Genomic DNA, 21,677 nt, shown 5'->3' on the forward strand with positions numbered 1-21,677 from the left:
TAAAGACCATTCTGCCTTTAAAGAAGCTGGCCGGCTATCTCAGAGAGGCATATGCGGTACGTAGTAAAGCAAGATCAATAGGCGATCAAATTCATTACGCAGGCGATAGCGTAAACGCTACACTAAGGCCAATAATTAATTTACAATAAAGCAGAACCGCAAAATTTACAGAAAGACGCATCCCCGTCATGCCCTTCCCGCCCGCAGGTTGGGCACGATTCCGGTAGCTCTTTTTTCTGGCGCGCGGCAATCGCCAGGTCGTGGGTTAGGATACCCGTTGGCACCGCTATAATGGCATAACCTATCAGCATTACAATTGATGCCACAAACTTGCCTGTAGGTGTAACAGGCGAAATATCGCCGTAGCCAACAGTGGTAATAGTAACTATTGCCCAATAAATACTTTCGGGGATGTTAGAGAAGCCGTTCTCGCGCCTTTCTACCAGGTACATTACCGACCCTAATATTACCGTTAGCGATAATACGGTGAGCAGGAATATGCTGATCTTACGCAGGCTTCCTTTTAAGGCAACCGTTAAAAAATTTATCTCCGTTAAAAAGCGGCTCAACTTAAATATCCTGAAAACACGCAGCAGCCGCAGCGCCCTGAATACGAGGAGTGATTGGGCCCCTATAAAAAATATACTCAAATAAGACGGTATCAGCGCAATAAGGTCAATAATACCAAGCGGACTAAATACATATTTCCAGGGTTTTTTAATGCTGATGAGCCTGAGCGTATATTCTATTGTAAACAGTATAGTATAGACCCACTCAATGTATTTAAAAATGTGGCCATACCGGCCATGAATGCTTTGCACACTATCCAGCATCACCACAATAATGCTGGTAAAAATGGCTATCAACAGGCCAACATCAAAAGCTTTACCTGCCCGCGTGTTACTTTCGTAAATAACCTCGTGCAACTTAAAACGCCAGTCTTTTTGGTCCTCGGTTGATGCCATGATTAAACATAACATTAATGTTTTGGATTTTGTGTTATCTGTGCCCTTGCACTACGGGTAAAAAAAAGGCCGCCCTACAAGGCGGCCTTAACACTAAACTAATTAAACTAAAAAAAACTATTTTTCGCCGGCGATGATATCCCCGCCCGGAATTTTGCTATATGCGTACTCACTCACTATTATTTCGTTGCTTACAATATCGTGGCTGATCTTTAGCCAACCAAAATGAGGTTCGCCATTCATCTTTAAAGCAAACCCCAGGTATTTGTCTGATTTGTTTGCCCACAGGCCCTCTGCCTGGGTTTTAGCCCCGGTTGAAATGATACTCAGGATAGATGCCTTTTGCTGCGGTGAGGTAAACTTAACTTCATTGGCTGCTGTTGGCTCAATAACCTCATCTTTGTTAAAAGGATATGCCCATAAGCCGCCATTGACCAATTCTTCGCCTTTTTTTACAAAAAGCTTATTTCCCCCGGTGGTTTTGCCATATGCCGAAAGGTACAAATGCTGCTTGCCATCGTGCATAATGAGAACGCCCGAAAAGCTGATATCTATTATGCCATCGGCATTGGCGTCTAAAAAAATATTTTTATGATAACCTACCTTCATGTCAAGCGTGCGGTACACAATACCTGCTGATGAAGGCTTCGTGTCGCCGGTTACCGGCGCGGTTTCTACCGGGTTTGGCGGTATTATAATGCCCCCATCGTTTTTGTCTTTTTTGCAGCCCGACAGCGCCAACGCTATCACAAGGCTTACCCATACATACGGTTTCATAACATATGCATGACGGCGCAGCAAAGTAAAGCGTTACAATAACCCATAAAAAAAGTCGCCCCCGGTAATTGAGGGCGACTTTTTTATCTTGATTCTTAAATCCAATTATCTTGCGTCTCTACCTAATCCCTCCGGTTAAACAGGAACGATGCATAGTAAACCAATGTTGTCAGCGAACCAAGAGCAGCTACAACATAAGTCATGGCGGCCCACCAAAGAGCGTCTTTGGCCTGCTCGTGCTCATCGCGGGTTTGCATTACGGTATAATTGTTATTTAGCCAGGCCAATGCGCGTCGGCTGGCGTCAAACTCTACGGGTAGTGTAATAAAGCTAAACAGGGTTACTAAGGCTAACGCAACAACCCCGATAGCCAGCACATAGGGGCTATGTGTAAAGAACAGCAGCATAATGCCAATCATCAGTGTCCATTGGATCAGGGTCGATGCTACGTTAACTACCGGTACCATTGCCGAGCGGAAACCAAGCCAGCTATAAGCTTTGGCATGCTGTACGGCGTGGCCGCATTCGTGCGCGGCAACCGACGCAGCCGCCACGCTGCGGCTGTGGTATACATCAGGGCTTAGGTTAACGGTTTTATTTTCGGGGTTGTAATGGTCTGTTAACTGGCCTTCAACAGAAATTACCTGTACATCGTAAATGCCGTTATCTTTCAGCATACGTTCGGCCACGTCCTTGCCCGAAAGTCCGGATAATAAAGGCATTTCAGAATATTGCTTGAATTTGTTTTTAAAACGCCACTGCACAATAAAGCTTACCAAAGCAATTACTATCATAAGCAGCCAGGCAGAATTATACGATACAAATAGTAGGTTTATCATTTCTCAATAGTTTTATAAATAACGCAATTCAAAAAGTATTCCATATTAATAATTCAAAAAAATGAGTTGGGCAATAACGCTGTTTTGCATTTTTACTTTTGATTTAATGTCAAACAACTTCTCGTACTGGGAGCGTACCGCGTTTATTGATAATGCCGATGTGATCATCATCGGCAGCGGCATTGTGGGCCTTAGCGCCGCGCTGCATTTAAAAGAGGAGCACCCGGGTTTAAAGGTGCTTGTTTTGGAACGCGGCTTTTTACCCAGCGGCGCCAGTACTAAAAATGCCGGTTTTGCCTGCTTTGGCACGGTTTCAGAACAATTGGAGGCGCTTAAGCATTCCTCAGAAGAGGAAGTTGCGCGGCTGGCCAATTATAAATGGCGCGGCCTGCAACGCCTGCGGCAAAACCTTGGAGATGAAAATATAAATTATCACCAGCATGGTGGGTATGAACTTTTTATGCCTGGTGAAGAAGCCAATGCACAGGAAGCAATGGATAGCATAGGTAGGTTGAATATAATGTTAAAACCTGCGATAGATAAGCATGACATTTATGCAGTTGCGGATGCTAAAATTGCAGACTTTGGGTTTAAAGGCGTAAATAGGATGATCTACAATCCTTATGAGGGACAGATACATACCGGTAAAATGATGCGTACCCTGCTGAATAAATGTTACCAGAAAGATGTATTGGTTTTAAATGGGTGCGAGATATCGGCCATTCGCAACGAGGGTTCGCTTATTAGGTTAACATCCCTGCAGGGGTGTTTTACAGCCAAAAAGGTTATTATGGCTACCAATGCCTTTACCAGGCAACTTTACCCCGATTTGCAGGTAACGCCCGGCCGCGGACAAGTGTTGGTGACCAAAGCAGTTGCAGGTTTAAAACTAAAGAGCACTTACCATTTTAACCAGGGATATTATTACTTCCGCAATATTGATGGCCGGGTGCTTTTCGGCGGCGGCCGTAACCTTGACTTTGCCGCGGAAGAAACCCCGGAATTTGGACACACCGAAGTAGTTAAACAAAAACTGATCGATTACCTGCATCATGTTATCCTGCCCGGTCAAAACACGGAGATAGACTATTGGTGGAGCGGCATTATGGGTTTCGGCGATGAGATAGCACCCATAGTAAAACAGGTTGAGCCTGGTGTTTTCTCCGCCGTGCGCTGTAACGGTATGGGTGTAGCGATGGGTAGTTTAGTTGGAGAAGAAGTGGCGCAGCTGGCGATGAAAGCATAATTTGCAGGCAAAGCTAAAACAACTCCACCAATCGCTCAAGCGCCATTCCGCGCGACCCTTTGATCAGGATAGTGGCATTTGTTATCGGATTTTGTTTTATGCCAATGATAGCGTCCTCGGCTGTAAGATAGAAGCTGGTGTTTAGCAGATTGCTGTTTTGCACTTCCGACTGCTGGCTCGAAAAATCCTTTCCAATAAATATCCGCTCATCAACATGCGCGCCCATTGCTTTTCGGATAACCGAGGTATGTTCCGCAGCCGATTCCAGGCCCATTTCAAACATGTCGCCCAGTATCATCACTTTACGCTCAGCCTTCACTTTATCCAGGTTGTCAATAGCCACAAACATACTGCTTGGGTTTGCGTTGTAAAAATCGCAAATAAGGGTGTTGGTAGCTGTTTGCATGATCTGCGAGCGGTTGTTTTTAGGCTGGTAGCCTTCTATCCCCTGGTTGATCTCATCAGAATTTAAACCAAAAAAAGACCCTATACAAATGGCCGCCAATATATTATCAAGGTTGTACGAGCCTGTTAATTGCGACTTTACGTTGTATGATAAGCTGTTCTTATTGTGCCATTTTAAACTCAGGAAAGGAGCGTTATCCAGGAGCTTACCGCTTATCAAATTATGCGGATCGCTGTTTTTGCCATAGTAAACCACGTTGTTTAAGCCTCGTGCCTCCTGCATCTCCCGCAAAACCCTATCGTCGCTATTTATAAAAGCCACTTTCTCACTTTCGGACTTAGCTAAATAATCATATAATTCTCCCTTGCCTTTTTTTACCCCCTCAACACCGCCAAAGCCTTCCAGGTGGGCCTTGCCAACATTGGTTATCAGGCCGTGCGTGGGCTGCGCTATAGTGCAAAGCAGCGCGATTTCCTTTTGGTGATTGGCGCCCATTTCTATCACAGCCATTTCGTGCGAGCTATCAACAGTAAGGATGGTAAGCGGTACGCCGATATGGTTATTAAGGTTGCCCTGTGTTGCCAGCGTTTTAAAACGCTGCGCCAGCACAGCATTGATCAACTCCTTGGTGGTGGTTTTGCCGTTAGTGCCGGTAAGTCCTATAACGGGGATATTTAATTGGCGCCGGTGGTGCCTTGCAAGATCCTGTAAGGCAGTTAACACGTCTTCAACCAGTAAAAACCTTTCGCCTGCCGCATAGTCCGGGTTGTCAATAACCGCGTATGCCGCACCCGCCTCAATTGCTTTTTGGGCAAATGTGTTGGCATCAAACTTATCACCTTTTAATGCAAAAAATAAACTGCCCGGCGTTATTTTACGGGTATCGGTACTAATAACCGGGTGCTGCAGGTATAGTTGATACAAGTGTTCGATGGTGATCATATAAAACAAATATAATATATATGCTTTTAGCCTTTGGCTTTCTGCTTAAAATCCATCCAGGCAATAACGGCCTTTATTTCGCCGTAGGTATAAGCTTCGCCCAATATTTCTTTTAAGGGCGAAAGCATTTCGCTGCCGTAACTGTCAACCGCGTCTTTTATGGCAGGGATCTTGGTTTCATTAACAAATTCGCGCACATCCAGTTCTCCGGTTTGTACAAAACGGCTTAAATGACCTTCGATGGTGGTGGGCGATAAGCCCCGTTCGCCGGCGATTTCTGCAACGGTTTTGCCTGACTTGTACAATTCAAAGGTTACCTTAAAAGTGTCGGACGGTTTGCCAGGCTTCGTTTTAGACTTGCGCTCGCGTTTAACTGCTTTTTGAGCTATGCGCGATTTTAAACCCTTCTCCCGGCTATAACTATTGACTATAGCCAAAAAATCGCGGCCGTATTTCGCCAGCTTTACATCCCCGAAACCGGATATCAGCCGTAGCTCATCCATTTTCTGCGGCAGGTAGGTGGCTACTTCCAACAGGGTAGCATCTGATAAAATAATATATGCCGGCAGGTTTTCACCAAGGGCAATCTCCTGGCGCTTTTTACGCAGGTTGGCAAGCAGTTCGGCTTCGTAGCTTATTGCCTCCTGTTCCTGTTCGGTAGTAGTTTCTGACGCTATCAGTTCAACTGTCAAATCCCCCTTTAGCACGGCCTCACTTTTTGGCGTAAGCTGTATGGCCGAATACCCATCCTCGCTGATGCGTAAAAACCCTTGCGCTATCAGTTCGCGCAGGTAGCGCTGCCAGTCGGCTTTGCTAATATCGGCGCCGGCGCCATAAGTTTTTAGCGCCTTATGATCTGGCCAGATCTTTTCACTCCTCGAGCCACGCAGAAAATCTATCAGGTAGTTGGCCCCAAACCGCTCCTTTAACCGCGCCACTGCCGATAGCGCCTTTTGAGCTATAAGCGTGCCGTCGAACTTTACAAACTCACTCAAACAAAAATCGCATGCGCCGCAGTTATCCGCGAACGGTTCATCAAAATAATGCATTAAAAACTGCCGACGGCAGGCATGCAACTGGCAATAGTTGACCATATCGTCCAGCTTTTTTAGCATGATTGCGCTTTGCTGAGGGTTATTGTCTACGGTGGCAAACCCGCGAAGTTTAATGGCATCGCCGGGCGAGTACAGCAGCAGCGCGTCTGACGGTAAACCATCCCTGCCTGCGCGGCCGGTTTCCTGGTAGTAGCCTTCTATGTTTTTGGGCAGGTCCATATGCACTACGTAGCGCACATTGCTTTTATTAATGCCCATGCCAAAGGCGATAGTTGCTACAATTATCTTTATTTCATCCTTCAAAAAAGCTTCCTGATTGCGGGCCTTTACCTCGTTGCTTAACCCCGCATGGTACGCTTCTGCAGCATAACCTTCTTCTTTCAGGTCATCGGCCAGCGATTCTGTCGATTTTCGCGACAGGCAATAAATAATACCTGAATCTTCTTTCCGCTCATTCAAAAAAGCAAGCAGTTGGTTAAAGCTTCTCTTTTTAGGTTTCACACGGTACGTAATATTCTCGCGGTTAAACGATGAGATGAAGACCGAGGGTTGATGCAGGTTAAGTTTTTCCAGTATATCCTTTTGGGTAAGTTTATCGGCGGTAGCGGTAAGGGCTATCACCGGCACGCCGGCGAATTCGGTTTTTAACCCGGCCAGCATCAGGTACTCGGGGCGGAAATCGTGCCCCCATTGCGAAATACAATGCGCCTCGTCAATGGCTATCTGTACCACATTAAGCGTTTTCAGGAAAGCCATCATGCGGTTATCGGAACCAAATAAACGTTCGGGGGATACATACAGAAGCCTAAGCTGACTGTTTTTTAACTGGTTGGCAACGTCCTTTTGCTCCTCGGGGCTTTGGCTATAATTTAAAAAGGCCGCCGGTATGCCTGTAAGGTTTAGGCTATCTACCTGATCCTTCATCAAGGCGATGAGCGGCGATATCACTATGGTCAGGCCATCCAGCAATACGGCGGGCAGCTGATAGCAAAGCGATTTACCGCCACCGGTTGGCATCAGCACTAAAGTGTCCTGCTTGCTTAAAACATTGTTTATAATAGCTTCCTGCGAAAGCCTGAACTGGTTGTATCCGAAATATTTTTGAAGGGCCTGTATGGGTGTCATTACGCTGTATTGCAAAAGTGCAGATTTGAATTAATAGCCTGATGATGAAACGTCAAAAAAATATATTTAGATTAGCCTTTACTGATCTAAGCATTTTATCCATGTTAAAAAGGCTATTCTTTATAGTAATTATCGCGCTTTGCTGGCAAAGCGTTTCGGCACAGCATATACAATCCCCTGCCGAGTTTTTGGGCTACAGGGCCGGCGAAAAATTTACACCCCATTACCGGGTGGTAGAATATTTTAAATACGTTGCGGGCGTTGCCGGTAATGTGAAGCTACAGCAATTTGGCACAACCAACGAGGGCCGGCCCCTTATAGCCATGTTCATCGCATCTGATGATAATATTAAGCGGCTGGAAGAGATACGCCAGAACAACCTGCGCCTTGCCGGGATGGAAAACGGGGCTATCATGCCCAACCAACCCGCGATAACCTGGCTAAGCTATAATGTGCACGGTAATGAGCCGGCATCAAGCGAAGCCGCCATGTGGACTTTGTTTGACCTTGTTGACCCCGCCAACACCGCAACTAAAGAGTGGTTAAAAAACAGCGTGGTGGTTATTGATCCGTGCCTTAATCCCGACGGGCGCGACCGTTACACCAACTTTTATAACTCGGTGCGCGGTATGTTGCCCGATGCCAGCCCCACCTCGCGCGAGCACCTGGAACCCTGGCCCGGCGGGCGCGTTAACCATTATTATTTTGACCTTAACCGCGACTGGGCATGGCAGGCACAAAAGGAAACACAGGCGCGCGTAGCCCTGTTTAACCAGTGGCTGCCCCAGGTGCATGTTGACTTTCATGAGCAGGGATATAATAACCCGTATTACTTTGCACCCGCAGCCGAGCCTTATCATAAGGATATAACCCAGTGGCAGCGAGATTTTCAGGTGACCATTGGAAAAAACAATGCCAGGCATTTTGATGAAAACGGGTGGATGTATTTCACCAAACAGGAGTTTGACCTGCTTTATCCATCGTATGGGGATACCTATCCGTTATACAGCGGTTCGATAGGGATGACTTACGAACAGGGGGGTATAGGCGCCGGCCTGGCTGTTGTTACCCGTAATGGCGATACACTTACCCTGGCGCAGCGTATAGCACACCACCGCACTACCGGGTTAAGTACGGTTGAAATAGTGTCGCAAAACGCAACAAAGGTGGTAGATGAGTTCAAAAAGTTTTACGATAACAGCCGCCAAAACCCGCCGGGCGTATATAAAACCTACGTAATTAAAAACGACAATAACGAGAAGGTGAACGAGCTGGCTAAAATGTTTGCCCGCAATGGGATACAGTATGGTTATGGTTTAACCAATAAGTCAATAACCGGGTATAATTATTTTACCGGCGCAACTGAGCAGTATACGGTAAACCCCAACGATTTGGTGGTGAACGCCTATCAGCCAAAATCGGTATTGCTGCATGTGCTGTTGGAGCCTAAAACCTTTATCCCCGATTCGGCTACTTACGATATTACCGCATGGGCGCTGCCTTATGCCTATGGGTTGAAAGCCTACGGTATAAAAGAATCGTATAAGCCGTTGGCAAGCAGCTGGAGTGTACCCAAACCGCAACCGCTTACCAACACCAGGGCGTATGCTTATGTTTCGGCATGGCAATCAATTGCCGACGTAAGGTTCCTTTCGGCACTGCTAAAGAAAAAAATTAAGGTTCGCTACGCCGAAATGCCTTTTGAGGCCGAGGGCAAAAAATTTACGGCCGGGTCGTTATTAATAACCCGTGCAGGCAACGAGAAGATTGATTTTGACCGGGTGGTTACCCAGACAGCCGCTGATATGGGCCACGAAATTACGCCGTTATCGTCGGGCTTTGTTGATAAAGGGTCGGATATTGGGTCGGATGATGTGCGCTTTATACGCCAGCCGCGCGTAGCGCTGGTTACCGGCGATGGCATCAACTCTGAAGCGATGGGCGAGGTATGGCACTTTTTTGAGCAGCAAATAGGTTATCCGGTTAGCCTGATCAGGTACCAGGACATCAACCGCACAAAACTTAACGATTTTGATGTGATCATTATGCCCGACGGAAGGTATAACGACCTGTCTTCAGACAATTTGCAGAGCTGGATACGGGATGGCGGCAAACTAATAGCTATAGAAAACGCCGTTGCTGCCTTGGTTGATAAAAAGGGATTTAACATCAAGAAGAAAGAAAACAAAAAAGACGATAAGGCGGATGCGAAATCCAAACCGGTCATTAAAATATATGCTGACCGTAACCGGGATGCCATCCGCTCGAGCATTCCGGGCGCTATATTTAAGCTAAATATGGATAATACACACCCGCTTGCATTTGGTTTCCCCAATTATTACTACTCATTGAAGCTTAGCGATGATATTTACGAGCTGCTTGGCGAAGACGACTGGAACGTTGGCACAATCGAAAAAAACAGTTACGTGGCCGGGTTTGCCGGGGTGCAATCTAAACAAAAGCTAAACAGCGGCCTGTTGCTTGGTGTGCAATCTTTAGGTCGTGGTTCGGTTGTTTATCTTGTGGACGACCCCTTGTTCCGCAGTTTCTGGGAAAATGGTAAATTATTGTTCAGTAATGCCGTGTTTATGGTAGGGCAGTAAGAAAGGGAGGCAAGAACATTAGAATCAGGAATCAAGACTATAAAGCGTTAAAAAAGCCACCTTATTATGAGGTGGCTTTTTTGGTCTTGACTCTTATGTCTTGATTTCGTGAATCTTTAATTACCGCTTTTCACCCTGCCTTTTTCGTCTTCGGCACCGGTTCTGTGCTGGCGGGCTTTTATTTTGCTGTTGCCAAAGTTATAGGTAAAGGTTATTCGCGCCAGGCGGGTTTCATTCTTTTGTAACAGGTTAAGGTTTGTACTGGTATAATTAGTGGCTACCCTGTTTTTGCGTGTATCAAATATATCTGATACGGCTAATTTGATGTTCATTTTCTTTTTATAGAAAGAATGGCTTACCCCGGCATCAACGGAGTATTGCGGTTTGATCTTAAATATACTATAGCTTAACGCTGATTGATAAAAGGCTGATACCTCAAATTTGTATCCGGGGAGAATGAACGTTTGGGTGGTACGGCCCTGAAAAGCGGCCTGCCCATTGTTAAGCGTGCCGCCAAACAACCCTGCCGACTTAAACTTTTGATAAAATCCGGTAACATCTACGTTTCCTGTCCACCATTTTGCAATGGTATAAGGGGTGTTGATATTGATGTTATAGTTGTTTTGTGTCTGCAGGTTTTCGTTTGTCTGGAAAGTCGCCTTTTTTACTGTATCGGTGTATAATACATCCACGCTCGCGTCAGTAGTGTGGCTATAGCCCAAAGTAACGTTAATAGTTTTATTGTAGGTGTAATTAAGCTCGAAAGAGTTGGTGTATTGCGGCTTAAGGAATGGATTTCCTTTTTCATAGGTGTACTGGTCAAGGTAGTACACAAACGGGTTCAGGTTGTCATAGTTCGGTCTGTCTATACGCCTGCTGAAGTTAAACCCTAATTCGTGTTTGGCCGACAGCGTTTGATTAACGAATAAGCTGGGGAAGAAATCGAGGTATGACCGATGCACTACCTGGCTATTGGTTATCAGGTTACCTGTTGATACAGTATTTTCTGCACGTAAACCTACCTGCACAGATGTGTTCTTAAACGTTTGCCCCAGGTTTACATAGGCCGCGCTCACCCTTTCGTCATAAATAAAGCGGTTAGTGCGCGAAACATCGTTTATAAATGCACCACCCTTCTCAATTTCGGCACGCAGGTCGTTATCGGTTTTTACCGAGCTTGCCTTCACCCCGGCTTCCAGTTTTAGGTTTTTATTAATAGGATAGGTATAATCGGCCTTGCCGGTATATATGGTGATGTTTGAAGGTGTTTGATTACGTAAAAATAAAGCCGGGTGCTGTACGCTGCCATCGGGCAGGAAAAAGTATGTATCGTTATTGGCAAATGAGTTGTTTTTGAATTTTGAGTAATCCAGGTCTATACTCAATTCCTGGCCGTTAGTATCTATAACCAGTTTGTCATTCAGGTTTACAGCAATGTTACGGTAGGTTTGGTTAATGGTTGAGGGCGTATGTTGTACCGAATCTAAAACAACCGGTGTTGACCCGATATTTGTAACGCTTTTGTTGTTATTATATTCATTAGTGTAATCGCCGCTTACAACAAAACCTAAGGTGTTTTTAGCCGAAGTGGTGTAATCGGCCCCCACACGGTAATTATTATAGTGTACCGTTCTTTTCATAAGTGTGTTTTGCATAAAATAAGTTGTGGTTGGCCCGCTCACCACGGTGCGGTTAATGTCAATTACGTTCTGCCGGGTCACATCACCACGGCTAAGCGTACTAAATACATTCAGGTTGCCAACTTTATGGTTCAGGTTAAGACTGGTATTATCTCTAAAGTTTTTGCCATATGCAGCGCCGGCCGTTATACTGCCGTTTGTGCCGCTTTGCTTGTTCTTTTTTAACTTGATGTTGATGATACCCGAATTACCCGAAGCATCGTATTTTGCAGAAGGGTTGGTGATGATCTCTATAGATTGTATCGTGGTGCCATCGGTAGACCGCAGTAAGGCCGCCAATTGTGTTGACGACAGGTAAGTAAGCTTATCGTTTATCATCACGGTAACGCCTTGTTTGCCTTTAAGGGTTATGTTGTCGTCTTTATCGATAGTAACTCCAGGGGCGCGTTCCAATATCTCTAAGGCAGAGTTACCCGCGGCAAGCACACTGTTCTCTACGTTCATCACCGTGCGGTCGAGCTTGCGCTCGATAAGGGGTTTTGATGAAGTTACGGTTACACCTTGCAGGCTACGGCTGTTTTGCTCCATTTTTAGTAAAGGCGCACTAACCTGCGTTTGGTCGGCCGTTACCTCGAATGCCGGGCTAAAAGCCGGGTGGTAGCCAACGTTTGTTGCCTTAACAATATACTTGCCCGGCACGATATGGTCTATTACATAGTTACCGGCATCGTTTGTAAGCGTGCCTTTAACTACCACTGAATCTTTGGCCCTTAACAAGGTTATTGTAGCGTAATCAACAGGTTTTGCCTGCTCGTTCTGTAACGAGCCCGCTACGCTGGCGGTTGGCCTGGCTTGTTGTGCATTTACGGTAGCGGCAGATAATAGCAGGAGCAGGAGATATAGTATTTTAATAGTTTGTTGTTTCATGAATAAAAAATTTAGGCAATAAAAGCCCCGCGAAGGATATGCCTTCGTTTTTTGGGTTGAATAAAAATTAGTTTGTGTGGCGGTTATCCGCGCAGATTAGATGGTAGCTGGTGTAAGTATTTGCATAGGTATATGGTTTATGTGGTATGCCGGCCGTGTAACAGGCATGTGATTTTTCGTTTTATATTAAGATGGCAAACTGCAGTAAAAGGTTACACAAAATTTTTAATTTGTGATATTGGGGAAAAGCATCTCCGCAATATCCTTATATATAAAGTATTGCGTTGTAACACTATCGGCCTGGCTCGAGCTATGCTTATTTAATGCAGCTTTAGTTTTGCCCGGTGCGATGGCATTTTGATGCCGCGTTGAATTATAAAAGGGTAATATAAGCCCGCTGAATAATAGCAGGCTTATATATTTTATAATGGGTTTCATTATTGTACGGTATCCACAGCTGCACTATCGGCGGCAGCTTTTTGTTTGTTTTGCGGTAGTACCAGGGTGTCAACTTTGCATTGCAGCCCATTATCTGTCATGATAAACTTAACATCAGAGGCGTTGTCCTTTTTGTTTACCTGTTTGCATTGCCAAACATCCACATCCCTAACAAAGCGGTCTATCTGTTCGTCTATAACTACTTTTGAATTAAGTGGTATTTTAAGTGTAAGATGTAATCGCTGGGCCCTCCACAGCTTGTCGGCCTGTTTTTCGAGGCGGCGGTTAAACTTTAGCACGTTGCCTTCTTGTTTAAACTGGTAGCTTGTGCCGCGTGCATTTGAAAGCGCCTCTTCATAATCGCTGCCACGTGCACTGAACGATTCGACCAATACAGGCTGCGGCACATCGCTTTTTTCGATAAAAATATCGATATTCTTGTCGGGCATATCCATGTCATTATCTTCATCATCGTCTAAAATAACCCGGCCGCTAAAATCTTCTTTAACCTTAAGGCGAATGCTGTCTTCCCTGGTCAGGTATTTAATATCGTTCAGCTTCAGGTAATAAGTGCTGTCGGCCGATGGCTTTATATTTATGGTTTGGCTAAAGCTGGCATATTCTTTAAAGTTTGACGATGTTTTGGCAACGTAGTAAATAACAATGCTTAATGCTACTATCCAGGTCATTAGCAACGCAGAGCCTGCAGTGCGGTTTATCACATTGCCTTTAAACACTACATTTATAAGTGTTAATATTATGGCCAGCAACGGGATAATGCCCATAAGTACAGCGCACACTATAAATATGTTGTTAACATGCTCGCTGGTAATGTTAAAAGGGAATATATGGTAAATACCAATATTATGGTTGCCATAAACAAACGCCGATATCAATAATATAATAAGCGCGACTATCCCGGCAAAGCAGCTTGCTATCAATGCGATTGCTACCAGCTTACCTATAACTTTACCTGCGCCACCCAAAAAGTTGCCAAAATGGCCAAATACATCGCCTGCAAAATCACGGGTTCTGTATATAAGGGGGCGCGCCTCATGATGCATGTTTGCTATATTGTTGCGTAATCCGCTTATCTCTTCTTCAAAATTGTTTTTAAAGCCCTGCAGGTCCAGCTTTTGACCTTTCATGGCCATCCGATCAGCGCGTGTAACGGCCTTAGGCACAACAATCCATAGTATTACATATAGTAGAAAACCAGTTCCGAAGAATATGAGCGAAAGGACGAACAATAAGCGCACCCAAACTGGGTTGAAATCAAAATAGTTGGCAATGCCCGAGCAAACGCCTGCCACCAGGTGGTCATCCGGGTCGCGGAACAGGCGGCGAGGTTCGGTGCCGTAACCAAACGCGGGTTGTGCATGTGGTTTTGCGCCTTCTTCTTCCATTTCAAAGTCCTCAACCGATCCCATTTGTTGTACAACAGTTTTCACATCCTGCAAAACAATAACCTGTTTACCTTCTCTCAGCAGTATTTCGTTAAACATTTCTGCTATGCGGTTCTCGATATCAGTAGTGATCTCGAGGCTGTCGGCCGAGTTCAAAAAGTGCCGCTGTACATCGGTCATGTAGTTTTTAAGTATCTCGTAAGCATCTTCTTCTATATGAAAAACGATGCCGTTTATATTTATGATGATAGTTTTATTCATGATGGGTGATATTATTGGTTATTGTTATGTCTGTCGCCTATGGCGGTTTGTACGGCAAAAGCAAGTTCGTGCCAGGTTCCGTCAAGCTGTTCAAGCACTTTGCGCCCTTCTTCGCTAAGCACATAATACTTACGCGGGGGCCCCGAGGTGGATTCCACCCAGTTGTATGCAAGCAGGCCATTATTTTTTAAACGGGTAAGCAGAGGGTATAACGTACCCTCAACTACAAGCAGCCGGGCCTTCTTTAACTCGGATATGATATCCGAGGCATAGATCTCACCCTTTGCTATAATGGAAAGTATGCAGTACTCCAGTATGCCTTTCCTCATTTGGGTTTGTGTGTTTTCAACAATCATAATACAAAGATATATGTTTTAAAATGTATTATGCAATACATAGTACTGTATTTTTTATCTTTTTTTCATTTTTTTCAAATTATTTCAATAAAAAGTATCTTTTTTCATTTTTTAATTTGATTTATTGATAGCGTAACACTACTTTTATGATTAATTAACTATTAACTGATCTTATTATTAACAAACATGAAAAAACTTCTACTAGTAAGTTTGTGTTTCCTGATGTTATGCATAACACAGGTATATGCACAAAATCGTACAATTACTGGTACAGTTACTTCAAAGGATGACGGTCTTCCGTTACCAGGGGTAAGTGTTACAGTAACCGGAACTTCAGTTGGAACTCAAACCAATGCTTCCGGTAAATTCTCATTAAGCGTGCCTGCTACGGCAAAATCATTAAGCTTCTCTTTCATTGGTTTCCAAAGGCAGGAAGTTAACATTGGTGCCGGCAGTAACATGAACGTAGTGCTTTCTGCTACCGCAAACCAACTGAGCGAGGTTATCGTACAGTCTGCGGGTGGTTTGGCTGTAAAACGCCGCGAGCAGGGTTATGCCTCAACTACTGTTAAAGCAAGAGAGCTTACTCAGGGTAAAGCCACCAACGTTGGTGCGGCCTTATCTGGTAAAGTAGCCGGTTTGCAGGTTAACACGGTAGGTTCGGGTGTTAACCCAACTGTTCGTTTGGTACTGCGTGGTAACCGTTCGTTACTTGGTAACAACCAGGCCCTGGTGGTTATTGATAACGTTATTGTTCCAAGCAGTATTTTAGGTAACATTAACCCTGAGGATATCGAAGATATCCAGGTGTTAAATGGTGCCGGTGCTGCCGCGCTTTACGGTTCGGATGCATCAAACGGTGCGTTACTGATCACTACCAAAAAAGGTAGAAAAGGCGAAACCAGCATTAGGGTGTCAAACTCAACCAGCTTTGAACACGTGAGCTACAATCCAAAAACTCAAACTGAGTTTGGTTCTGGTTCAAACACTGATGTTCAGTTGTACATACCTTTCGAAAACCAGCAATACGGCCCAAGGTTTGACGGGTCAATTGTTGAAATCGGTCGCCCGCTGCCTGACGGTACTATCCAAAAAGTACGTTATTCAGCTAATGATGGTAAAAATCAGTTCTGGAACACTGGTGTGTTAAACCAAACTGACATTGCGTTATCTTCGGGTAGCGAAAGCTCAACTTTTTACCTGTCTGGCCAGTATGTAACTCAAAAAGGTACTACTCCTCATGATGCATACAACCGCGCTTCTATCCGTGCTAACGGTACACGTAAGATCAACGATCGTATAAACGTTACCTACAGCGCTAACTACGTACAAAACAGGTACAACACTACCACCCAAACCGGTAGCGTTTATGATCAATTGTTACAAACTCCACCGCACATCAATATAACTGATTATAAGGATTGGCAGAATAACATTTGGGCTAACCCTAACAACTATTACAACGAGTACTATCCAAACCCTTATTTCACTATCGACAACAACCGTCAGAACATAAGGAACGATTACTTTGTTGGTCAAACTGAGTTAAAGTGGAACCCGATCAGCTGGTTAACATTTACCGGCCGTGTTGGTATCACTGCTTCTAATCAGTCATACAAAAGCTATACTAACAAATTTGTGTTAGATGCTTACACAAAATCTATTGCGACTGCTTCTGTGAAAAGGAATGACATTCCCGGTAGCGTTGAGAACGGCAGTAATTTTGCCACCCAGTTAGTATCTGATTTCCTTGCCACATTTGATAAACGTTACAATAAATTAAATGTAACCTTTACTGCAGGTGCAGGTATCCGCGATAACAACGGGCAGACTCAAACAATCAACGCGTCTGGTTTGATACAGCGCGACCTGTTAAACGTTAATCAACGTTACACCGCTAATACTGGAGGTACACAATTTGACGCACGTCGTCGTCAGCAGTCAATATACGGTGACTTAAAGTTATCGTATGAAGATTACCTGACTTTGCACGTTACCGGCCGTAACGACTGGTTATCAGTATTAGCTCCTGAAAACCGTTCGTTCTTTTACCCTGCAGCGGACGTTGCGTTTACGCCGACTAACTTGATCGAGTCGTTAAAAGGCAGCAATATACTTAATGCCTTAAAAATAAGGGCTGGTGTATCTAAAGTTGGTCAGGCCAATATCGATCCGTATGCGCTTAACACTACTTTCTCACAATCTAATGGTTACCCATACAGCACTGGCCCGGGTTATGGTTTCTCTGGTCGTGTAGTATCAAATTCATTAAGGCCCGAGATCACGAAAGGTTATGAGTTTGGTTTTGATGCCGATTTGATCGATAACCGTGTAACGGCAAGTGCTACGTACTACTCAACGCAAACAACTAACCAAACGGTTCCTGCAGGTTTGTCAACAGCATCTGGTTTCTCAAGCTACCTGGTAAATACCGGTCGTGTTGACAATAACGGTATTGAAACTGCCTTATTTATCACTCCATTAAGAACAGCAAGTGGCTGGACTTTGACCTTAGGTGCTAACTATACCCACGTTACAAACAAAGTAGCGTACATTTCTGATCAAATAGAAAAACTTGCATTATCATCAGGCGGTAACGCACAGGTTTACGCTATTAAAGGCCAGCCTTACCCAATGTTATTAGGATCTGACTACCTTCGTGATGATCAAGGCCGTGTTATTGTTGATGCTACTACCGGATATCCTTCAGCTAATCCTGTACAGGTTCAGCTTGGTAACACTCAGCCAAAAGACCGCTTAGGTTTAAATGTGGAGCTTCGTTACAAATCGTTCCGTTTTGCAGCATTAGCCGAGTATCGTGGTGGCTTTGTTATCTTCAACAGCTCGGGTAGCTTTGACTTCTCAGGTGCCGGTTTAAGAACAGTTTATTACGATCGCGAGCGTTTCGTATTCCCTAACTCTTCTTACCTTGATCCTGCTACAAACCAATACGTTGCCAACACCAACATTACTGTTGCTGACGGTGCTAACGGTTTCTTCGCAGATAACAACCGTAACTTGAATATCGCTTCGAACTATGTAACAAGCGCTGCTTCCTGGAAACTGCGCGAAGTATCATTACAATACGATCTGCCAAAATCATTGTTCGGTAACGGTAAATACATCAAAGGCGCTACTGTAGGTTTGCAAGGCCGTAACCTATTCTTATGGTTACCGAAATCAAACATCTACACAGACCCTGAGTATAGCTTTACTGATTCAAACGCTATTGGTATTAACACCCTGGGTCAAACGCCTCCAACAAGGTACTATGGTGCTACAGTATCAGTAAACTTTTAATTCTTAAGAAAACATGAAAAAATTATTTAAAATATTAATGGTGTGCGGACTCGTTGTGAGTGCCACATCATGTAACAAATATTTGGATATCAATGCGAATCCAAATGATCCGACGGCGGCTACGCCCGATTTGATCTTACCGCAAGCTATTGTTTCGTTTGCTGCATATCACGTTCAATTTAACAGCTTTGCCGGATACGCAAATGGTATGACAGCTAATGGTGGTGGTTACGGCGCGTTTGGTGCACAAACGACCTACAACTATGCAACTACCGATTATACCAACTTATTCAGTAACAGTTACGATAACATCAACGATTTGCAATACATCGTTGATAAGACAAGTGCTGATGGAAAAGATAGGTATTTTAACGCAGCCGCCCGAATTATGCGTGCGTTTGCTTACCAGCGTTTAGTTGATATCTACGGCGATGTGCCTTACACAGAAGCGGTAAAAGGTGCTGCTAATATTGCACCTAAATATGACAAAGCAGAAGATATCTATACAGACTTATTTGCTCAGCTGAACACCGCGATAGAAAGTATCGATATGTCAACTGCAGAGGTACCTACTCCTATTAAAACAGCGTCTGCCGGTAGCGTCGACGTTTTATTTGGTGGTGACATGCAATTATGGAAAAGATTTGCAAATACCATCAAATTGCGTATGCTTATTCGTATTCAGGATGTTACTTCTATGGCTTCTGTAATAAGCGCGGAAAAAGCTAAACTTGCTGGCGCCGCTTTTATCACAAAAGATGCCATCGTTCAGCCGGGCTACCAAGCGGGTAACGCGGGCAAGCAAAACCCAATGTGGAACACGTGGGCATACAATGAGACAGGTAGCCCTTCGGCCGCAGGTATTCAACAAGTGCCAACAGCATTTGCGGTAGGATTCTATGATGGCAAGAAAATATCTGACCCTGCACGCGGTGCGGTTACCTACAAAAGCTTAACCACCTATACCGGCCAATTGGGTAGCTCAACAAATCCTAACGCCCCTAATGGCTCTGCGTGGTATATCGGTACTGCAACAGGTACATCGGGTGATGCGGTTGGTATATTAAAAGGCCCTTCTATGGGTCAGCCAATAATGCTTGCTGCAGAAAGCTACTTTTTACAAGCAGAAGCAAATCTTGTTGGTTTAGTAGGATCTCCGGCCACAGCTCAGGATAATTTTAATGAAGGCATCAGAGCGTCTTTCAGATATTTGTATAAAGACAAAAGTAATGCTTATTCAGGCAGTTACTCAGAAAGCAAAGCTAATGATGATGCAAATGCATATATTTCGGCTAATTCTAAAAATTACTTGGTAAGGTATACTACTGTTACGGATATTGTAAACAATACAACTACTCCTACTACTGAGGCACAAAAATTAGAGGCTATTATAACGCAAAAATATATCGCGTTAAACCAGATCGATGCCAACGAAGCGTTTAATGAGTACCGTAGAACAGGTTACCCAAAATCGAATCCGACTGGCGATCCGGCACATAATGCTGCTTCAACAATTTCGGTTTCAACAGCTCCTGATAAATTACCTGTTAGAATACAATATCCAAGCAGCGAATATGCATTGAACAGTGCAAACGTTCCTCCAGCGGTAAATAACTTCACTTCGAAATTGTTTTGGGATCTTAATTAATATTTAATATATAAGAAAATGAAAAAATATTTAGGCATTTTATTATTGGCCATTAGCACAACAAGCTTAACATCTTGTTTAAAAGATGGCCCGGTTAACCTTCCGCCGGGCGGTTCACCACCAGTGATTGAATTTTCAACCAATTTGTTTGTAGCACCTACATCTGATGTAAACTCGCCTGTGGCGTTGTACACTAAATCGTATGACGTAGTACCGAGTGCCACTTTGGAACTAACAATTGGTTATACAGGAGGCGCTCCTGCTCCTGAAGACATTACTGTTAATCTTGATAACGAAGGAGCGGATAAAATCGCCGCATACAACGAGTACAAGGACGCACATTACGAAATGCTGCCAGCCGAATTCTTCTCTGGCATGCCGAGCTCGGTCGTAATTAAAAAAGGAGAGAATTTTGCCAAGTTTACTGTAACGGTAAAACCGGACCAGTTTGATTTTGCTAAGTCTTATGCATTGCCCTTTCATATTGCTTCCGTATCATCTGGAACTGTAAGCGGCAATTATGGTACTATATTAGTATCCGTTGGTGCCAAAAACAAATACGATGGTGTATATAAAGTGACTGGTGAATATCACGATTTAAGTTTCCCTGCTTATACAGGCTATTTCCCTTACACAGCGGATCTTGAAACCATCAGCGCAGGAACAGTTGATGTATTCAACGAAGATTTAGGTACTTATGGTTTCTTGTTCTATACAAATAATGCCAATGGCGATATAAGCTACTATGGCTCGTTTTCTCCAGAGTTTACATTTGACCCAGCAACCAACAAGATCATTAAAGTTGAGAACGCTTACGGACAGCAAGCTGGCGCAAACAAACGCTCGGCTGAACTAGACCCTACTGGCGTAAATGAGTATGACCCTGCAACCAAAACCTTTAAAGTAAAGTATTTTATGTATCAACTTGGTGCTAAAAGGTTAACGTTTGATGAAACCTATACTTATCAAGGCCCTCGCCCATAATTTGATATCAAATTAAATAATGAAAGCCCCGCTAACAATAGCGGGGCTTTTTTATGCAGTATATTTAAGTGTCAAAATTGTTTATAAAGCATTGATAATGTCGCCCATGTGTTTATTGAATGGCTTAGCATATATAATCGGATTCTGGCTCAAATAGTTGCTGTAGTCTTGAGCCGGATAAGATTTGCTTAGGGTTTGTAAGCAGTGTGCTAAAACAGTAAAGGAGGCATAAAAGCCTCCTTTACTCAATGTAAATGTGGTATATTCAAGTGTGTAATTGGATTAGGATGTATCGTCTCGCGCTCTGTTAACAGCATGACATGCATTATTAATTATCAAAGCGGTCTCTATTTTTTATCTACACTATACTTACCGGGCCCTACAAATATCAGCCCGGCAAATACGAAGGCCAGTTCAATGGCATGTGCTGCACCGTCCAGCCCGTCGCCTTTGCCTAAATGGGTTGCTGCTGCTACTACCAGGTTTAGCATTAAAAAAAGTGCGGCCGGCCTGAATGCAAGGCCTATCAGTATCAGGAAACCGCCAAGTGTTTCGGTAATTGCTGCCAAAAAACCCCACATTACCGGCCAAAAGTGTATGCCTACATATTGGGTTGAGCTGCCAAGGCCCGCCCACATTTCCGTACCTCCGGTCAGTTTTGGATATCCGTGAAAAATCATCATTGCGCCCAATCCAACCCTTAAAATGAGCAGGCCGGTGTTGCGGTAATTATTTAAGCTGTTTAAGTATGCCATAACC

The 21,677-nt window shown here is 44.2% G+C and carries 14 protein-coding genes; 5 read left to right on the plus strand and 9 right to left on the minus strand.

The window, feature by feature from the left end; genetic code table 11:
- Positions 1-140 precede the first annotated feature (140 nt).
- The 3 genes from HDC91_RS17070 to HDC91_RS17080 form a co-directional block, all read right to left on the minus strand.
- Positions 141-965 carry an ion transporter gene (locus tag HDC91_RS17070; protein ID WP_183554211.1) on the minus strand — a complete coding sequence of 275 codons (825 nt, stop codon included), beginning with the start codon at positions 963-965 and terminating at the stop codon, positions 141-143.
- 117 nt (positions 966-1,082) lie between these two features.
- A complete protein-coding gene (locus HDC91_RS17075) occupies positions 1,083-1,742 on the minus strand; it encodes a hypothetical protein (protein ID WP_183554213.1) in 660 nt (219 codons plus the stop codon).
- A gap of 122 nt (positions 1,743-1,864) precedes the next feature.
- Positions 1,865-2,581 (minus strand): zinc metallopeptidase, encoded by a 717-nt coding sequence (locus HDC91_RS17080; protein WP_183554215.1) that lies wholly within the window; start codon positions 2,579-2,581, stop codon positions 1,865-1,867.
- A gap of 106 nt (positions 2,582-2,687) precedes the next feature.
- Here HDC91_RS17080 and HDC91_RS17085 point away from each other — a divergent pair, with 106 nt between their 5' ends.
- Entirely contained in the window at positions 2,688-3,827 is a 1,140-nt protein-coding gene (locus tag HDC91_RS17085) for an FAD-binding oxidoreductase (protein ID WP_255476770.1), read from the plus strand.
- Positions 3,828-3,840: 13 nt separating this feature from the next.
- Here the strand turns inward: HDC91_RS17085 and murF are convergent, their stop codons facing one another.
- Together murF and recQ are read right to left on the minus strand one after the other, a co-directional pair.
- Positions 3,841-5,175 (minus strand): UDP-N-acetylmuramoyl-tripeptide--D-alanyl-D-alanine ligase, encoded by a 1,335-nt coding sequence (gene murF, locus HDC91_RS17090; RefSeq protein ID WP_221262216.1) that lies wholly within the window; start codon positions 5,173-5,175, stop codon positions 3,841-3,843.
- Between the two features lie 26 nt (positions 5,176-5,201).
- Positions 5,202-7,370, minus strand: coding sequence for a DNA helicase RecQ (recQ, locus tag HDC91_RS17095; RefSeq protein WP_255476771.1), 2,169 nt, complete (start codon positions 7,368-7,370; stop codon positions 5,202-5,204).
- Positions 7,371-7,456: 86 nt separating this feature from the next.
- On the opposite strand from recQ, the gene HDC91_RS17100 reads away from it, so the two are divergent.
- On the plus strand, positions 7,457-9,958 hold the full coding sequence (locus tag HDC91_RS17100) for a M14 family metallopeptidase (RefSeq protein ID WP_183554221.1): 2,502 nt from the start codon (positions 7,457-7,459) through the stop codon (positions 9,956-9,958).
- Positions 9,959-10,074: 116 nt separating this feature from the next.
- Here HDC91_RS17100 and HDC91_RS17105 read toward each other — a convergent pair whose 3' ends face one another.
- The 3 genes from HDC91_RS17105 to HDC91_RS17115 form a co-directional block, all read right to left on the minus strand.
- Positions 10,075-12,525, minus strand: coding sequence for an outer membrane beta-barrel family protein (locus tag HDC91_RS17105; protein WP_183554223.1), 2,451 nt, complete (start codon positions 12,523-12,525; stop codon positions 10,075-10,077).
- 437 nt (positions 12,526-12,962) lie between these two features.
- Positions 12,963-14,630, minus strand: a complete 1,668-nt coding sequence (locus HDC91_RS17110; RefSeq protein WP_183554225.1) for a PspC domain-containing protein — start codon at positions 14,628-14,630, stop codon at positions 12,963-12,965.
- 11 nt (positions 14,631-14,641) lie between these two features.
- Positions 14,642-14,986 carry a PadR family transcriptional regulator gene (locus HDC91_RS17115; protein ID WP_162430119.1) on the minus strand — a complete coding sequence of 115 codons (345 nt, stop codon included), beginning with the start codon at positions 14,984-14,986 and terminating at the stop codon, positions 14,642-14,644.
- 186 nt (positions 14,987-15,172) lie between these two features.
- On the opposite strand from HDC91_RS17115, the gene HDC91_RS17120 reads away from it, so the two are divergent.
- Genes HDC91_RS17120 through HDC91_RS17130 form a run of 3 tightly spaced genes read left to right on the plus strand, consistent with a single transcriptional unit; the run spans position 15,173 to position 20,918 of the window.
- On the plus strand, positions 15,173-18,286 hold the full coding sequence (locus HDC91_RS17120; protein ID WP_183554227.1) for a SusC/RagA family TonB-linked outer membrane protein: 3,114 nt from the start codon (positions 15,173-15,175) through the stop codon (positions 18,284-18,286).
- A 13-nt stretch (positions 18,287-18,299) separates the two neighbouring features.
- Complete coding sequence (locus HDC91_RS17125) at positions 18,300-19,934, plus strand: SusD/RagB family nutrient-binding outer membrane lipoprotein (protein ID WP_183554229.1); 1,635 nt, start codon at positions 18,300-18,302, stop codon at positions 19,932-19,934.
- Positions 19,935-19,952: 18 nt separating this feature from the next.
- The gene (locus HDC91_RS17130; protein WP_183554231.1) at positions 19,953-20,918 is read left to right on the plus strand and encodes a DUF1735 domain-containing protein; all 966 of its coding nucleotides are present in this window, start codon (positions 19,953-19,955) and stop codon (positions 20,916-20,918) included.
- Between the two features lie 347 nt (positions 20,919-21,265).
- Here the strand turns inward: HDC91_RS17130 and HDC91_RS17135 are convergent, their stop codons facing one another.
- Positions 21,266-21,673 carry a DoxX family protein gene (locus tag HDC91_RS17135; protein ID WP_183554233.1) on the minus strand — a complete coding sequence of 136 codons (408 nt, stop codon included), beginning with the start codon at positions 21,671-21,673 and terminating at the stop codon, positions 21,266-21,268.
- Between the last annotated feature and the right edge of the window lie 4 nt (positions 21,674-21,677).

It is taken from the genome of Mucilaginibacter sp. AK015 (assembly GCF_014200785.1).
In the GTDB taxonomy this organism is placed as follows: Bacteria; Bacteroidota; Bacteroidia; order Sphingobacteriales; family Sphingobacteriaceae; genus Mucilaginibacter.